Source organism: Shewanella surugensis, assembly GCF_023284005.1.
GTDB classification, from domain to species: Bacteria; Pseudomonadota; Gammaproteobacteria; order Enterobacterales; family Shewanellaceae; genus Shewanella; species Shewanella surugensis.
In genome coordinates, this window is the sequence record NZ_JAKIKS010000040.1 from 28,713 (window position 1) to 43,403 (window position 14,691).

The window sequence follows — 14,691 nt, forward strand, 5'->3', positions numbered from 1 at the left end:
CAACTAGGGTCCCAAACACTGTAACTTCATCGGTTCTTAGGGACACGAATAGCGCTGCATTGTATAGTATTTTTTAGAAGTTGTCCTTCCATTGACGCAATAGTGCGAAAGTTGAGCGATTATCATGGGAGGGATGCTGGAAATGTTGCCTGATCGCGCGTTGAATTGTATCTTGTTCACAGCGTAAAAAGGGATTGATCTTACGTTCCATTCCTATGCTTGAAGGCAAAGACGGTTGGTTGTTCAGCCTTAATTGCGAGACCTGTTCTTTATAGGCGTATAAGTCGTTGTTATCGGGTTCGACTTCTGAGGCGAACGTTAGATTCGCTAAGGTGTATTCATGAGTACAAAAGACTTTTGTTTCTGTTGGTAATTGACTTAACTGGGTGAGTGACGTGTGCATTTGTTCGGGGCTGCCTTCAAATAAGCGGCCACAGCCGCCACTGAATAAGGTATCGCCACAAAAAAGATTATCATCCATTAAGTAGGCAATATGGCCGAGGGTATGGCCTGGGATTGTAAAGATGGTTACCTTGATGTTGAGTGTCTTTAGAATCATACTTCTTTCGTTATTAATGGGGTGATTGACGCCATTAATATTTTCTGATGCGGGGCCGTAGACGGGTAATACTGCTTGAGCGGAGTGCTGCTCAGAAAACGATTTTAGGGCAAGGATCCCGCCAGTATGGTCGATATGGTGGTGGGTAATAAGGATTCCCGCTAAGGTGAGTTGATGCGCATTGAGATAATCAATCACGACATTTGCATCACCAGGATCGACCACATAGACATCTTGGCTATTTGAATGTTTTATCAGCCAAATATAATTATCAGTAAAGGCGGGGAGTGGGATGATATTAAGCATGTGGCACCTGCATTCTTTTAGTGAGTCTATCCCTTATTTTACTTAAAGTGCGAGGGGGTTGTATATAGCTTTAGTGAGTCTTCAGTATAGATTGTTCATTGCAGTGTGTTGATTAAAGCGGGTATAAGACTCAACAAAACGGACTGATTAGCGTTATGATTGTGGTATATCAATATTTCGGAGGTGTCTTTGTTGCAGCATACTACGGTGTTTCCGCCTCAACAATGGGGTGAACTTCCTAATGGGGAGTCAATTCGTTTTATCGTCGAACAAACCTTAGCGCCTTGGTGGCCCAGGATATTTGGCTATTATCTACTGAATCTGGGGGGGCTCAGTGCCACTATGGATAAAACGGGGCTGTCTATTCAGAATGAATATTCCCTTTATGACGCTGATACGGCAGATATTATGGCTGAATTGACTCATTTACCTATCCAAAATTCTGCTATCGATGCGGTGGTGATGAACTTTTTATTAGAGTTTAATGCTGATCCTTATCGATTATTGAGAGAGCTGGATAGAGTACTAATTGCGGGTGGCTATTTAATCATTGTGGGTTTTAATCCGATTAGTCCTCTGTTTCTTGGCAAGCTATTGTCTCAATATCAAGACAGCTTGCCTTGGAGTGGACGGTTTTTCACGCCCTCTAGAGTGAAGGATTGGCTTGGGTTATTAGGTTATCAAGTCGTCAGTGATGATAGGGTTATTCATCATCATTTATTGAGTCGTATCTCTAAGAATAATAGCCTTTGGCAGCAAGGGTTAAAGTCGTGGTTACCCAGTAGTGGCAGTGTTTATGTGATTGTTGCTCGTAAATTGGAAGTTCCCTTAACACCACTGCAAATAAAAAAAACCATCAAACAACCTAAATGGACCACTGCAACGGCGGGCCGTACAGGGCGGGTGCCAAGCCCTGTGGTTAAGCCATCCATCAACACGATCCCTGAGTAACATGTCTTGGGAAGTCAGTATATAAAGATAGGTAGAATGCGCATTACATTAAAACAATTGATGGTTTTTGAGGCGGTAGCTCGCAGTGGTCAAGTTGCGAAGGCCTCATTATTGATTAACTTATCGGCTCCGGCCACATCAATGGCATTATCTGAATTAGAAAAACAACTTAATACCCGTTTATTTGAACGGATCGGTAATCGATTACATTTAAATGCACAGGGACGTTTATTATTACCTTTAGTCACTCAGTCTTTACAAGGCATCAATGACATTGAGCAGCTCTTTACCCAGAATAATAATCCCCTTTCTGGAGCGTTAAACATCAGTGCGAGTTCGACTATTGGCAACTATTTATTAGCCAAGAGTGCGGTGGCATTTTGCCAGCAGCATACTGCTGCGAGCGTTGATGTGGACATTGATAATACGCGACATGTGATTGACTCGGTACTTCACTTTAGGAGTGAAGTCGGTTTTATTGAAGGTGAATGTATTGATAGCCGCTTACAGGTCGAGGCTTGGCATAAAGATAGATTATTGGTATTTTGTCACCCCGCTCATCCTTTGGCGGAAAAAGAAGTGGATGCTAAGCAGATCAGTCTTATGCCATGGGTGATGCGAGAAGAAGGATCGGGGACGCGAGAGTATTTTATGAATGCGGCTCATCAATTGAATATACAACCCATCGAAAAATTTCGTTTTTCTTCTTCCGATGCGGTCAAGCAAGCGGTGAAGCAAGGCGGTGGCCTTGGGGTCTTGTCTGAACTGACATTGGAAAAAGAACTGGCTCGTAAGGATTTTGGCGTGATCCATGTTGAGAATTTGCAATTAGAGCGGCAATTTTATCGTATTAAACATAAAGATTGCCACTTTACCCCATTAGCCCAGGGATTTATGACGTTTTGTGATGATTTTTTACACTTATAGTTAAATGCACTGTGGTTCAAAATCAGCATGCTGTATTAAACTATTCTGTAGTAAACATAGTGCCAAGCCCGTCGAATAGGTCTTGTTAACCGGCTTGGGTATAGCCTGTATCTTCTTGTTTAGGCTTAGCTTCAGCCGCTTGTCGGGCTAAGGTGTCACAGCGTTCATTGTCAGCATGCCCGCTGTGACCCTTGACCCAGCGCCAGTCAATTTCATGTGAGATAATCGTGGCATCGAGTCGTTTCCAAAGATCGGCATTTTTAACGGGTTGCTTATTCGCCGTTAACCAACCTTTTCGTTTCCAGCCATGGATCCATTGGGTGATACCTTGGCGCATATACTGACTATCGCTGGTTAAAATAATCTGACAAGGTTCTTTTAAGGCTTCAATCGCGATAATGGACGCTAATAACTCCATCCTGTTATTGGTGGTTAATGCAAAACCATCGGCAATTTCTTTGACATGTGACTTGTATTTCATCACTATTCCATATCCGCCAGGGCCGGGATTACCTAGGCAAGATCCATCAGTATAAATAGAGAGTTGTTTTCGTTGGGCCATCAAGTTGCTACCATAGTGATTATTCGCTAAATGCTAGTGTAGTATTTTACTTAAATTGACTTTGAATAGTGTAAAAATTTTATGAATATTATTTCCACCGCTAAGCGCCAAATTATTTTAGATACTGAAACCACCGGTATGAATCAAGGTGGGGGTGCCATTCACCTTGGACACCGCATTATTGAAGTGGGTTGTGTTGAAGTGATCGATAGGCGGTTAACGGGACGACATTTTCACGAATATATTAACCCCCATCAGTTGATCGATGAAGAAGCGATTGCTGTTCATGGACTCACCAATGAGTTTGTGGCGGATAAACCGGCCTTTCATCAGATTGCTCAGCGCTTTATTGAATTTATTGATGGTGCTGAAATCGTGGCACATAATGCGAACTTCGATGTGAGCTTCATGGATCATGAGTTTTCATTGTTACAACCCATGGGACCGAAAACGGCTAATATTTGCCAAATTGTTGATTCACTCGCCGTTGCTAAATATTTGCATCCAGGCCAAAAAAACAACCTTAATGCACTGTGTAGACGTTACGGTATTGATAATTCACGTCGAGAGCTTCATGGTGCACTACTCGATGCTGAAATTTTAGCTGACGTTTATCTTCTCATGACGGGGGGACAAACCAAGTTTAATTTGTCGAATGAAAAAGCAGGACAAGATGGGGGGATTAACCGCTTGAGTGCAGATAGACCTCAGCTAAAAGTTGTTATGGCTGGAGGCGATGAGCTAGCGCAGCATGAAGCTCGACTGGATATTGTGGCTAAAGCGGGCGCCTGTATCTGGCGAGAATGAAATAAGCAACGCGTTGGAGAGTCGTTTGAAGGGATTAAGACACTTACGTTATTTATGCGCCATGTATGTACCTTTATTGATATGGATGGGGCAGAGCTGGGCAATGCCCGATGGGATCGGCGTTCAGGATGCCAATGAATTAAAGAATCGTTTTAGAATTGATCATAAAGTCTCGGGCTTAACTTTATTTGTTCAACGAGAATATGGTTCAGCTCCCGTGGTGATAGTGTTACCCGATGGACGAAAGTGGTATGCCAATCATCACCCTGAGCACGTCAGTTGGGCGCAGGGGAAAGCGGGGGATATGATTATGATTGAACAGCCCATGGCGGGACCTTGGCAATTATTAGGTCAAATCAATTCGGGTTCAACCATCACCAAAGCGTCGAGTTTATCCATTAGGGTGGATACTATCCCTCAACCTGTTTTTCAAGGTGAGCGCTTGAAGTTAACGGCATCACTTCAAAATGACAGTGATAGAATTCGTTTACCGGGATTGGATTATTTAATTAAATGGCAAGCGCGGTTCATTAGTGTACGTCACTCTCAAGATGAAAATTTTGCGGTGGGCAGTGTGAATGTGGGTCAATATCTTGATAATGGTGAGGCGTTTGATGAGTCGCCAGATGATGGTGTGTTTACCAGTCAATTGGATTTTAATCAGGCGTGGGGAGAGTATATTTTTGAAGTGAAAATGTACAATGATATTGTCGAGCGAGAACGTAGGATCCCCTTCATATTATCCAAAAGGCCCATCAATGTCGCTCTCATGTCTGACGCTTCTTCAGATGAAGCGATCAGAAGTTTGATGCTTGATGTGGATGATATCGTCTTATCATTGGCTGAGACACAAGTTGTATTGGAGTTAATTGGCCCGACGGGGATGAGGCAAACCATTGACGTTAATCATATCACTGATAAATTCACCGAGATCACCTTGCCAAAAATTACCCATTTAGGGGGCTATCGGCTCAATGTGAGTGCGGTCAGTACTGTTAAAGAGAGATCAACCGCAAAAGACGCTAGAGCAGCAAGGGAGATATATTTAATGCTACCCGAAATATTTTTTAATTTGATCCAACTTCCTCCTCGTTTAACGCCGAAAGAACTCGTAGTTATTAAGTTTGATCAGGCTGTTGCAGCTGAGAAAACAGCGAAACAACATGTCCTCGTTTGGATGATATCGGGTAACGCTTTTTTGTTACTAGCTGGATTATTGAGCTTTATGGGGTGGCGAAGACGACAGCAGCAAGCGGTGAGTCGACGCTCTGCTAAACACGCACTCAAACAGAGTCAGGCTGATGTGAGTATGGTGCTTGATGAGATTGATTTAACTTTGCCTGGAGGCAAATATTAGCAATAGTGTGAGCTGTCTTTATCCTTTAATCCCCTCCGTTAAGGATTGTTATCGCTGTTAGAAAATAGTGTGATCGTTTGCTGTTGAGCAATTGATTAACTTACCTTTATTGTTTTAAATATGCTCATTTTGATTGTTTTTTGATTGTTTTTTGATTGATTGAGCTTGAAATTAAAAAAAATAATTGACGGCGATGCTTCTCATCCGTATGATTCGCATCAACTTGATGTGGAGCGGTAGTTCAGTTGGTTAGAATACCGGCCTGTCACGCCGGGGGTCGCGGGTTCGAGTCCCGTCCGCTCCGCCAATCAAGTTACTCAAATTTTGAATTAAGAGACGTTAGTTTGTTAATCACAATTTGGAGCGCTAGTTCAGTTGGTTAGGGCTTTTAGAAGAAGTCGGCCTGTCGCGTATAGTGGTGCAGGTTAAATAATCATAAAACATCGTTCAATAAGATAGTGACGTAAAAGTATAGAATTTTGTATTAATGGATTATATTCGTTAATAAGAAATTGGAGCGGTAGTTCAGTTGGTTAGAATACCGGCCTGTCACGCCGGGGGTCGCGGGTTCGAGTCCCGTCCGCTCCGCCAATATTACGAGAGTCCTCGCTTTTTCTTTATAGAATTTAGCGGGGACTTTTTCGTATCTGGCATTGGTAAAATTAACTGCGGAGTGCAGTTGGTTATATTTTTTATTAGCGATAGTCGACTGTCACGCAGGGGATCGCGGGGTCATTTTTTATAAAGAGCAACTCAGCTCCGCCGATAAAAGAACAAGCCTCACCTTTCGATGAGGCTTTTTTCGTTCTTGTATAGTCATTATTCATTTTCGTTCATTTATTCTGTTCACTTATTGAAATAGCGTACATTAGCGCCGTTGATAAGGCATTACCTTGCTATTCATTTAAGCTCCGTACTCTGTGATCCTCTGTGGCATTCACTTCTGGTTTTCATTGGTTTAAAAGGTAATAAGCATTCCTGCGATAATGCGCCTTGAATTAAGCTTTTTTTACGGATTCTTAAAACATGTACTTTCAAGTGGCTTGGGTATCGTTTTGTTTAAAAATAATGGATTGTATTAATAGTGGATTTTCGGCGTAAACAAGATTTAGGGTATACACTCATTAAGTGAAGAGGTGGGAGGCTCACATGAGTGAAATGAGTTATCAGAAAAAAGTGCGAGTCCATGCTGATAGTGATGAGATCTATCAGGCATTAACTCGTGGCTTCGGGCATTGGTGGACACGGCCGGATAACCCGATTGTGAATGTTGGCGATACGGCTACATTTACTTTCCCCCCCGGAAAATCCTATTGGACGCTAATGGCACAAGAGTTAACACCCGGTAAAACGGTGGGTTTAGTGTGTACGGATGCACGGCATATTCATCAAGGGCAACCTAAGAGTATTGAGACGGAATGGTTAGGTACACAGTTGATTTGGCGTATCAAAAATTATGGTACTTATCGAGAAATCTATTTTACTCATATGGGTTTAGAGCCAGAATTACTTTGTTTTGATATTTGTAAATGCGGTTGGGATCACTTCTTTTTAAGGAGTTTGCCGGCATATCTTGATGTGGGACAGGGCGAGCCACATACCGCATTGGCTTAGGTACCCGGCGAATTCAATTCGCAAGTGCAACACTCGCTTATGCCACCTGACGTAGCGCTTCAAATGCTACTTTAGGCTGCTTATAACCAAGACACTTTCTTGGCCTTAAGTTCAGTCACTCTTGGACTGCCTGAACTTCTTTCTCCGTAACTTGACTTACATCCATTCCTTTTGGGAAATACTGCCTCAGTAGCCCATTAAAGTTTTCATTTAATCCACGCTCATAAGATGAGTACGGATGAGCAAAGTATGCATCTGCTTCTAGTGCTCTTACAACTGCTGCATGCTCTGCAAACTCACCACCGTTATCAAAAGTGATGGTGTGAACATCATCTTTGTAAGGTGTCAGCATGGCTATCAAGGCTTTTTTGACCACGCCTGTATGCTTACTATCAACGCGTTTCACTAAATAAAACGACTTTTACGCTCAGCTAATGTGACAAAGATGCAAGAGTCTTGTTTTACTATCACAGTATCGGCTTCCCAGTCTCCTAACCGCTCTCGCGTGCCTACTATTTCTGGGCGTTCATCAATCGATACCGCATTTAAAATGGGTCTGCGGCGTTTTTTATGCTTTCCTTTACGATATCGCTTATGCCCTTGTCGAAGGTGCCTATAAAGCTCTCCACCGATAAATCGTAACCGTTCACTAGCCCCTATTGACAATAATTGTCGCGATCTTATTAATATCGCAATTTCCACTTGAACGATCTTTAATCCAGCAAATCAAAGATAATATCGCTGATGGCATGTTACAATATGACACCGTTGTTGAAACCACAGTACAGCGCTCACGCCCGGTGATTTTAACCGCGCTCACTGCTGTACTGGCTTTTATTCCCTTAACTCAATCCTCCTTCTGGGGATCCATGGCCTATACCCTGATTGGCGGCACCGCAATTGGCACTATACCTACTCTCTTGTTCCTGCCTGCCCTTATGCCATTGGGTTTAACTTCAGTGCAGAGAAAGTGAATTAATGGTCCATTTAGGCCAATATAAGCGTTAAAAACGCCACTGAAAGGTGGCGTTTTTTTAGACGTAAAAATTAAAAAATATTACGGGATGTATAAAGAATCGGTCTCTTTATTCCAAGGTGAGTTTATCGAATGACTCTCATAAGTTGCCGTACCATTATCCGCCATAAAAGCCCAATCGGTAATAATATAAGCGTACTCCCAACCAATCGCTATATTTGAGCTGTCTAAAATAGGGTTACTCTCAACTTGATCGAGTATTGAACCATTAAATTTAGCCATTTGAATATGACCATAGCCATATTCAATGGTATGAATGGCGATAATATCATTAACATTATAGGGGTGAGAAATATCATTAACATTAGTGACGTAAGTCCAACCTGAGGTGTTACTAAACACCCCGACTATTTCAAGTACAGTCAATGGCGGTGCCGACGCTAACGTCCTGTTCGTTTCCTTTAGCATTTGTTTATACTGAGTATCCAATTCCAGTATTCTCTGTTTTCCTTTTTCGATCATGTAGTGATACTGAGGAGTATCAAATGAGCTTTGGTAAGCTTGCAACACAGTTTGTTTTTCATCCGCTAATACAACATTTGATAAAGAAGCAAGCAACAGCGTCATGCTCAAAAGTATTTTTTTCATAACGAGTCCATTAGTTATATTCTTTTATAAAGTACTGCCGTTTTTTATAACGCTTATAGCTTAGTTGCTATTATGAGTCTTGCTATAGAAGGGGAAAATAAAAAGTCAATTTGAGGGTGAGATCACAATTTATGGTGCAATAAATTGTACCCATCTATATTCATATTACACACTGTACCGCATCAAACTGATGCTATCCAAAAGGCTTAATAAGCCGCGTCAACAGACCCTAGATAAATGAATATTTACGGATTGAGTACTGGCTGCTTTTTTAAGTAAAAGGTGAGGTGATTACCCATGCGCACTATAAACAGGTTATATTTTTCGAGAGATTTAGATGGGTAACCGGGACAGAAAACATAGCCGAGACTCTAGGGCTACCGCATGAGTGTATGTTATTTAGCCGAGCTACATAATCCAGCGATTAAAACCTTCTCTAAAAAATGAGGATTTATTAAGCAACGCTTTTGTTTACCTACGATACTCACCTTTGTTGGTTCTTTTCGAGGCATATTGAGTGCCATATGTCTCAAATAAGCTAGATTTTCAGCACCGTTATTTTTGTATATCTGACAGGCATCTTCGTTCATGTTGACATCCAATATCCAGTGCATTGATTCGATACCCCAATGCTCGCGAGTCGCACTTAAGGCTTGCTCTGCTGATAACGTTTTCGAACTGATATAATAACGATATTCAAGGCTTATCGCCTTACCTTTAACAGCCCGAAAACTTTCAACCATAACGATGCTTTTGAGCCCTTCCCAGCGTGAAAAGTCACCTTCTAGCTCACTTGAACTGACAACATAGCATGCTCGACTTTCAATACGGCCATGCCCCGTTTCTATCTGTAAATTATCTTTATTTAGGGCTGTTGAGCGATGCGGACTAAAAGCTTGATTGACTGCTTTAGCTAAGTTGCCTTGATTGTTTTTTACAGCCAATAGGTAATCACCCCCTTTGTCGATAATCGTTTTAGCAATATTAGTTTGACAGCCCATCGCATCGATTGTCACTAGTGCTCCGCGTAGCGCTAGCATTTTAAAAAGCGCTGGAATTGCCGTGATTTCATTACTTTTCTGGTCTGTTTTTAATTGCCCAAGTACCCGATTATTTGCTGAGGCATAGGTACTTATCATATGAATAGTGCTGTTTCGGTCATTACGATTATAGGAGCCGCGTAGTGTTTTCCCATCAATCGCAATCACTTCCCCGTTCGTTAGCGGATGAACCGATTGCATCCATGCTATAAAACAGGCGTTAAAACTCTCAGGATCAATCACTGAAAGGGTTCGAGCAATGGTATCGTCAGCAGGGATGCTATCGGTAAACATTTTTTGCGTTTTAAACCAATGATGATGACCAAGAATATATTCTCGGATCTCGAACCAACCGTTCGAACCTGCAATCACTGCGCACAGAGAACCGAGCAGTATATCGAACAATGGATAGCTGACTTTTGCACTTTGGCGAGGGTCATCAATCGCGCTAAAATGCTGTTTGAATGATTCGATATACATAATCTCACACCTTTAAAAGGAGTATAAGATCACAAGCACTTGTTAAGGTCAATATTTCCTTGAAATTGCTTAAATAACGTTCACGACCTGCCCCTGAGTTTGAATGCCGTTTTAAAAACTTTATATAAAACTAGCTGTTACACAGAATTTGTTACAAGGACTTTTATAAAACTAGACTTTGTCTTTATTTCTAATAATCTTCCCCAGACTAGTGAGCTGAGTTAACTCTGATTTATCAAAATATGATGAATAACTAACTATTTTTTCATTTTCAATAGTGAAGGAGATCATTTGTTCAACCATAACTGACTTACCATTTTCCGTAAATTGCTTTTGGAACTCGCAAATCACGTCGCCACTCTCAGAAAAATGAAAACTCTTAAATTCACTTTTTATATCATCAACCGCATTAAAAATATTTTGGAAGTAATCTCTGATTTCATCTTTTCCTGTTATTTTAACAACAGGAGTATTGTTGCAAATGCAGTTTTCACTTAGGTAATTTAAAGATCCATTTAAATCTTTTTTAACCCATGCTTCTGAAAAGTTTTTAATAATATCAATTTTTTATTTTTTATGTCCATAATATATTGTCTCCAAAGTATGAAACGTAATTTGACTATATAGCGGGTCTTTAAAGTAAAATTATTTACCTATTAGTGCGTACCAACCTCAGCAATAAGGTTAAGAGATATACGAAACTTTCTGATGTTCTAGAAGAGCCTTACTATGCCAAGCCCAAATTGTAGATTTTTTTCGATTAATAGCTTCTTTAAGCAAATCTGGATATATATGATAGACCCTAATGGCTTCCATGTTTTCTGAACAGCAACCAATAATTTGAGCTTCTTTTTTTAGATTTTTATAGCGTTTCTTGAAACTGGGGTCTATTGAAGAAAGCACATCGTCATTTAGATCTAAGTTAACGCTTTCATCAAGATACTGTGAGTGTATTACAGTATTATATTCAAGGATTCTTTCAACTCCTAAGTGTTCACATTTATGCCTTATCGCTTCAACCTTTTGGCAATCAGGAAGAGTTGAAACAGGTAAGTTATCTAAATGCTTAGAAAGGGATACGCTATCAGTTTCTTCAGGTCTATAACGGTTAAAACAACTAACAGCTTCAATACTAAAACAATAACTGTCTAGTAAATTAGACTCTTGAGCTTTTTCTAAGCTAATAGAGTTAAAACTATAAGGGGTATGGGGGGTTGAGACATATATTAATTTTAGACTACTGTAGATACTTTTAGATTTCATAACTCTAACATTAATGATGATAGGGATTTTTTCTATCCATAGTTCAGCTAAAATTATTTTCATCCCAGGATAAGTTGCTCTTTTTTTTAATCCATTATGAGTCAATACTTTTCTTAAAATTAGGTGGTGCGCCTCATATTCTTGCCTGTCTTTAGGTTCAAGATTTCCTTTTCGCCCATAGTCTAATACTTTCCATGAAATGGAATTAACATAACTATCGGTAATGTCATTGACAATCTTCTTAGATTTTTTTATCGTATTTCTTATAAGCTTTGGTGATAATTGATACTTTTTTACCAAGAAGTCGATTTGCTCTTTCCCTGAATTGTGTAGAGAGTAATGTTTTTTCAAAAAATAACACAGTGTCAAATTTCTTATCTCTTCAGATAAGGAATTTGATTCGATCTTATAGTGTTGAAGAAATTGTGAGATGTCTTTTTTAATTAGCTTGAAAATACTGTTTGATGTTTTCTCTCCTTCATGACTTATTAGATCGCTTCTAATAATGTAAATGTCACGCTTAAAATCAACTAATTTATTAATATGAATTTCAATTTCAGATTCTTTAATGTCCAATTTATTAAAAATATTTATAATCAATGAGCTCCTAGCTTCGCACCATTGATCCCCAGTCGTTGTATCGAAAAAAGGTAACTTTTTTATTTTTATGCAATCCAAAGCTTCTAAGGTCATGTCTGCCGACAATATTTCCAGTCCCAAATGACGATCGAGAGCACTTTTATCTACTTTTACAAGATCTTTATTGAATAGCCATTTACTTAAATACATGACAACATCCTCTTATTACTTAAAACAACATCAACATCAATATTATAAATTTTTATTACAATAGTTTTCAGACATTGAGTTTAGGAAATCAGAGAATGTATTAGGGTTGATTTTCCCAATAAGCCCCTGGTATTCGGTTTTATCTATTTTTTTTAAATCAAAATCTGAGCTGGGGAAATAAAACAAAGCGGTTGCGGTTCTTTCACTTCCTTGATGATTAGATTGTAAGACTCTATGCTTAGTTGCTTTTATTTCACCTCCCGTTATGATCGACAGGGTATCACCAATATTTACTACCATAGTATTTCTAATTGCAGGAATACCAACAAAACCATCATCAATTTCAGCTTCTAAACTGACAAAACCATTCGGGCAAGGTGTTTGATATAGAAGAGTAATCGAACCTATATCACTATGGTTTCCCATTCTTAGTGGTGTTTCATTAGTTGATAAATTGTGGTTCAATGGATCTTCGGAATTTGATGGAATATCAGGGTAATATAAGTGCCGAACCATTCCTTCACCATTAATGACGTTATTCCATAATTGATTGTTTTTTTCATCTTCTCCTAGTGCCGAGCGAATTAACTCAAGAAGTTTTCGAGAAATTGACCTCGTCTTATCCATATAAAGGTCCCAATTATTTTTAAAATCAATATTTGGATAAATATTGTTTTGCGTCCATGTATATTTCATACAAATATCAGGGCTGTCCCCAGAATTGATCGCTAAGGCTGTGTTTTCTTTATTTGTCTCGGTGTAGCCTCTTAGTGGTAAGGTTGGGCAAATAAGTTTTTCTTTTTCATTTTTAGGCATCTGAAATAATTCACCCGTAACCCGAAGGAATTCACTTAGATACGCTTCCTCAATACCAAAATTTTTTATATAAAAAAAACCAGACCCATTTTTTAAACATTCGATTATAGTGGCTTTTATTTTTTCGATATCATTATTTTTCGAATCAAAATTAAAACCTTTAAGATCAATAATGGGTACATTTTTAGGCGCACTACTTTCATTATACCAATTCATAGAATCGAAATATTCTAAATGTATATCTGTTTTAATTTCTTTTTTCATTGTTGGTTAACCATAAAATATGTTCCACTTTGGATTTTAGTAAACGGTCTAGATCCAATGAATGGATTACAATGGTATAATGGGGACATTCCTGCATTGTGGCTTGCCGGAATTATTAATTGGTCTAACTTGATATAATCATCAAAATTACTCATCAAGTTTGATATTCCTAATGAATATATGTCACGATTTTCATTAGAAATATATACTCCGTTATCGTGATGTTTCATTTTAAACCTCTATTGAACTTAAGTAACTGATCTATTGTATATTACCCTATCTATTTATTTTACAGTTTCATCTATTGTTGAATATAATGTACAGTAAACTAAATAATAGCAAAACATCTGAATAAAAATATTACAGGTTATTACGTCGGCGTTTATTTGTAATGAAAAATGATTTATTCTCGTTGTCATAGATACCCATAATAACAGTGCAGTTATTTAATTAACGTCCCCGCTGAAATGCAAGGATGTTTCGTACAGTAGCCATATCTTGAGAGTTTACTTAAATATAAAAATATAAAAATATAAAAATATAAAAATATAATAATACAAAAATGGTAAGATGGAATGATCTGCCAACGTAGGGTCACTTTTTATTGTCCTTATAGATGATAATTCAGAATTAAATCGCCATTAATAAACAACTAACCAGTAAACCCATTTATTATTTAATATGGGTTGGTAATATTTGTTTTATTAATGTTGTACCATGTGCTGGTTGCACAATTTTAGTTTCTCGCAGTATGCATTATTATATGAAAAGAATAGAATTATCACTAATAATAAATAGAAATATATGCTATAGGGCAGTATTAAAATAAAACAACAGTTTTTAATTTCTTCATACTGTCATTAACAATCATTTACTCTATATTTTAAGTCGTTATCGTAATAGAAGATTAAGCCCCACAAATAGCACTTTTTATTATTACTATTCGCCATTGCCATCATGTTTTTTCGTCCAAGTATTGCATCTAACTCTCCGTTGATCGCTTTCCAGGTAATAATTGATAAAGTAGGCAGTCTAGGATCCACTTATTATCCGAGAGCAGTACTGATTTTGTGGAATTAACAAGCTTACTTGGGCCCCTAATACCTAATAATCTAATTAATTAGCGAACCCACACACCCAATAAAAAGTGAATACCCAAGCGGATAACTCAATTGAAGTAGTATCCTTGTCCATATATGTCTTTGATTTTTTTGCTCTGCGAACTAGGGGGCGTTGACAATTACGCTAACCAAATCATAGAAGCAGCTAATTGAAGCGTCCCTAAATAGTACTTAGCCTTTCTCTCATAGCGCGTAGCCACTCTACGGAACT

Annotated in this window: 13 protein-coding genes, 2 tRNA genes and 1 pseudogene; 8 read left to right on the forward strand and 8 right to left on the reverse strand. The window is 38.8% G+C overall.

The window, feature by feature from the left end:
• Positions 1-73: 73 nt before the first annotated feature.
• Positions 74-865, reverse strand: a complete 792-nt coding sequence (gene gloB / locus L2764_RS11775) for a hydroxyacylglutathione hydrolase (protein WP_248940425.1) — start codon at positions 863-865, stop codon at positions 74-76.
• A 189-nt stretch (positions 866-1,054) separates the two neighbouring features.
• Between gloB and L2764_RS11780 the strand changes: the two genes are divergently transcribed.
• Together L2764_RS11780 and L2764_RS11785 are read left to right on the forward strand one after the other, a co-directional pair.
• Positions 1,055-1,816 carry a class I SAM-dependent methyltransferase gene (locus L2764_RS11780; RefSeq protein WP_248940426.1) on the forward strand — a complete coding sequence of 254 codons (762 nt, stop codon included), beginning with the start codon at positions 1,055-1,057 and terminating at the stop codon, positions 1,814-1,816.
• A 36-nt stretch (positions 1,817-1,852) separates the two neighbouring features.
• The gene (locus L2764_RS11785; RefSeq protein WP_248940427.1) at positions 1,853-2,743 is read left to right on the forward strand and encodes a LysR substrate-binding domain-containing protein; all 891 of its coding nucleotides are present in this window, start codon (positions 1,853-1,855) and stop codon (positions 2,741-2,743) included.
• Between the two features lie 85 nt (positions 2,744-2,828).
• Here L2764_RS11785 and rnhA read toward each other — a convergent pair whose 3' ends face one another.
• Complete coding sequence (gene rnhA, locus L2764_RS11790) at positions 2,829-3,305, reverse strand: ribonuclease HI (protein WP_248940428.1); 477 nt, start codon at positions 3,303-3,305, stop codon at positions 2,829-2,831.
• An 81-nt stretch (positions 3,306-3,386) separates the two neighbouring features.
• Between rnhA and dnaQ the strand changes: the two genes are divergently transcribed.
• From dnaQ to L2764_RS11815, 5 genes are all read left to right on the forward strand, one after another.
• Positions 3,387-4,112: a DNA polymerase III subunit epsilon gene (dnaQ, locus tag L2764_RS11795; RefSeq protein WP_248940429.1), complete on the forward strand. Its 726-nt coding sequence runs from the start codon at positions 3,387-3,389 to the stop codon at positions 4,110-4,112.
• Positions 4,113-4,137: 25 nt separating this feature from the next.
• Entirely contained in the window at positions 4,138-5,469 is a 1,332-nt protein-coding gene (locus L2764_RS11800) for a TIGR03503 family protein (RefSeq protein ID WP_248940430.1), read from the forward strand.
• A gap of 230 nt (positions 5,470-5,699) precedes the next feature.
• A tRNA-Asp gene (locus L2764_RS11805) sits at positions 5,700-5,776 on the forward strand.
• Positions 5,777-5,983: 207 nt separating this feature from the next.
• Positions 5,984-6,060 (forward strand) — tRNA-Asp (locus L2764_RS11810).
• Between the two features lie 558 nt (positions 6,061-6,618).
• Positions 6,619-7,083 carry a hypothetical protein gene (locus L2764_RS11815; RefSeq protein ID WP_248940431.1) on the forward strand — a complete coding sequence of 155 codons (465 nt, stop codon included), beginning with the start codon at positions 6,619-6,621 and terminating at the stop codon, positions 7,081-7,083.
• Positions 7,084-7,120: 37 nt separating this feature from the next.
• On the opposite strand, the pseudogene L2764_RS11820 reads toward L2764_RS11815, so the two are convergent.
• Positions 7,121-7,713 (reverse strand): annotated as a pseudogene (locus L2764_RS11820) (IS30 family transposase); the annotation flags it as partial.
• A gap of 29 nt (positions 7,714-7,742) precedes the next feature.
• Here L2764_RS11820 and L2764_RS11825 point away from each other — a divergent pair.
• Positions 7,743-8,057, forward strand: coding sequence for a hypothetical protein (locus L2764_RS11825; protein WP_248940433.1), 315 nt, complete (start codon positions 7,743-7,745; stop codon positions 8,055-8,057).
• An 83-nt stretch (positions 8,058-8,140) separates the two neighbouring features.
• Here L2764_RS11825 and L2764_RS11830 read toward each other — a convergent pair whose 3' ends face one another.
• From L2764_RS11830 to L2764_RS11845, 5 genes are all read right to left on the reverse strand, one after another.
• Positions 8,141-8,707, reverse strand: coding sequence for a DUF4879 domain-containing protein (locus L2764_RS11830; protein WP_248940434.1), 567 nt, complete (start codon positions 8,705-8,707; stop codon positions 8,141-8,143).
• Positions 8,708-9,102: 395 nt separating this feature from the next.
• Positions 9,103-10,227, reverse strand: a complete 1,125-nt coding sequence (locus L2764_RS11835) for an ISAs1 family transposase (protein WP_248940435.1) — start codon at positions 10,225-10,227, stop codon at positions 9,103-9,105.
• Positions 10,228-10,398: 171 nt separating this feature from the next.
• Positions 10,399-10,791 carry a nuclear transport factor 2 family protein gene (locus L2764_RS28235; RefSeq protein ID WP_376708409.1) on the reverse strand — a complete coding sequence of 131 codons (393 nt, stop codon included), beginning with the start codon at positions 10,789-10,791 and terminating at the stop codon, positions 10,399-10,401.
• Positions 10,792-10,911: 120 nt separating this feature from the next.
• Entirely contained in the window at positions 10,912-12,279 is a 1,368-nt protein-coding gene (locus L2764_RS11840) for a hypothetical protein (protein WP_248940436.1), read from the reverse strand.
• A 42-nt stretch (positions 12,280-12,321) separates the two neighbouring features.
• Positions 12,322-13,359: a 2OG-Fe(II) oxygenase family protein gene (locus L2764_RS11845; protein WP_248940437.1), complete on the reverse strand. Its 1,038-nt coding sequence runs from the start codon at positions 13,357-13,359 to the stop codon at positions 12,322-12,324.
• Between the last annotated feature and the right edge of the window lie 1,332 nt (positions 13,360-14,691).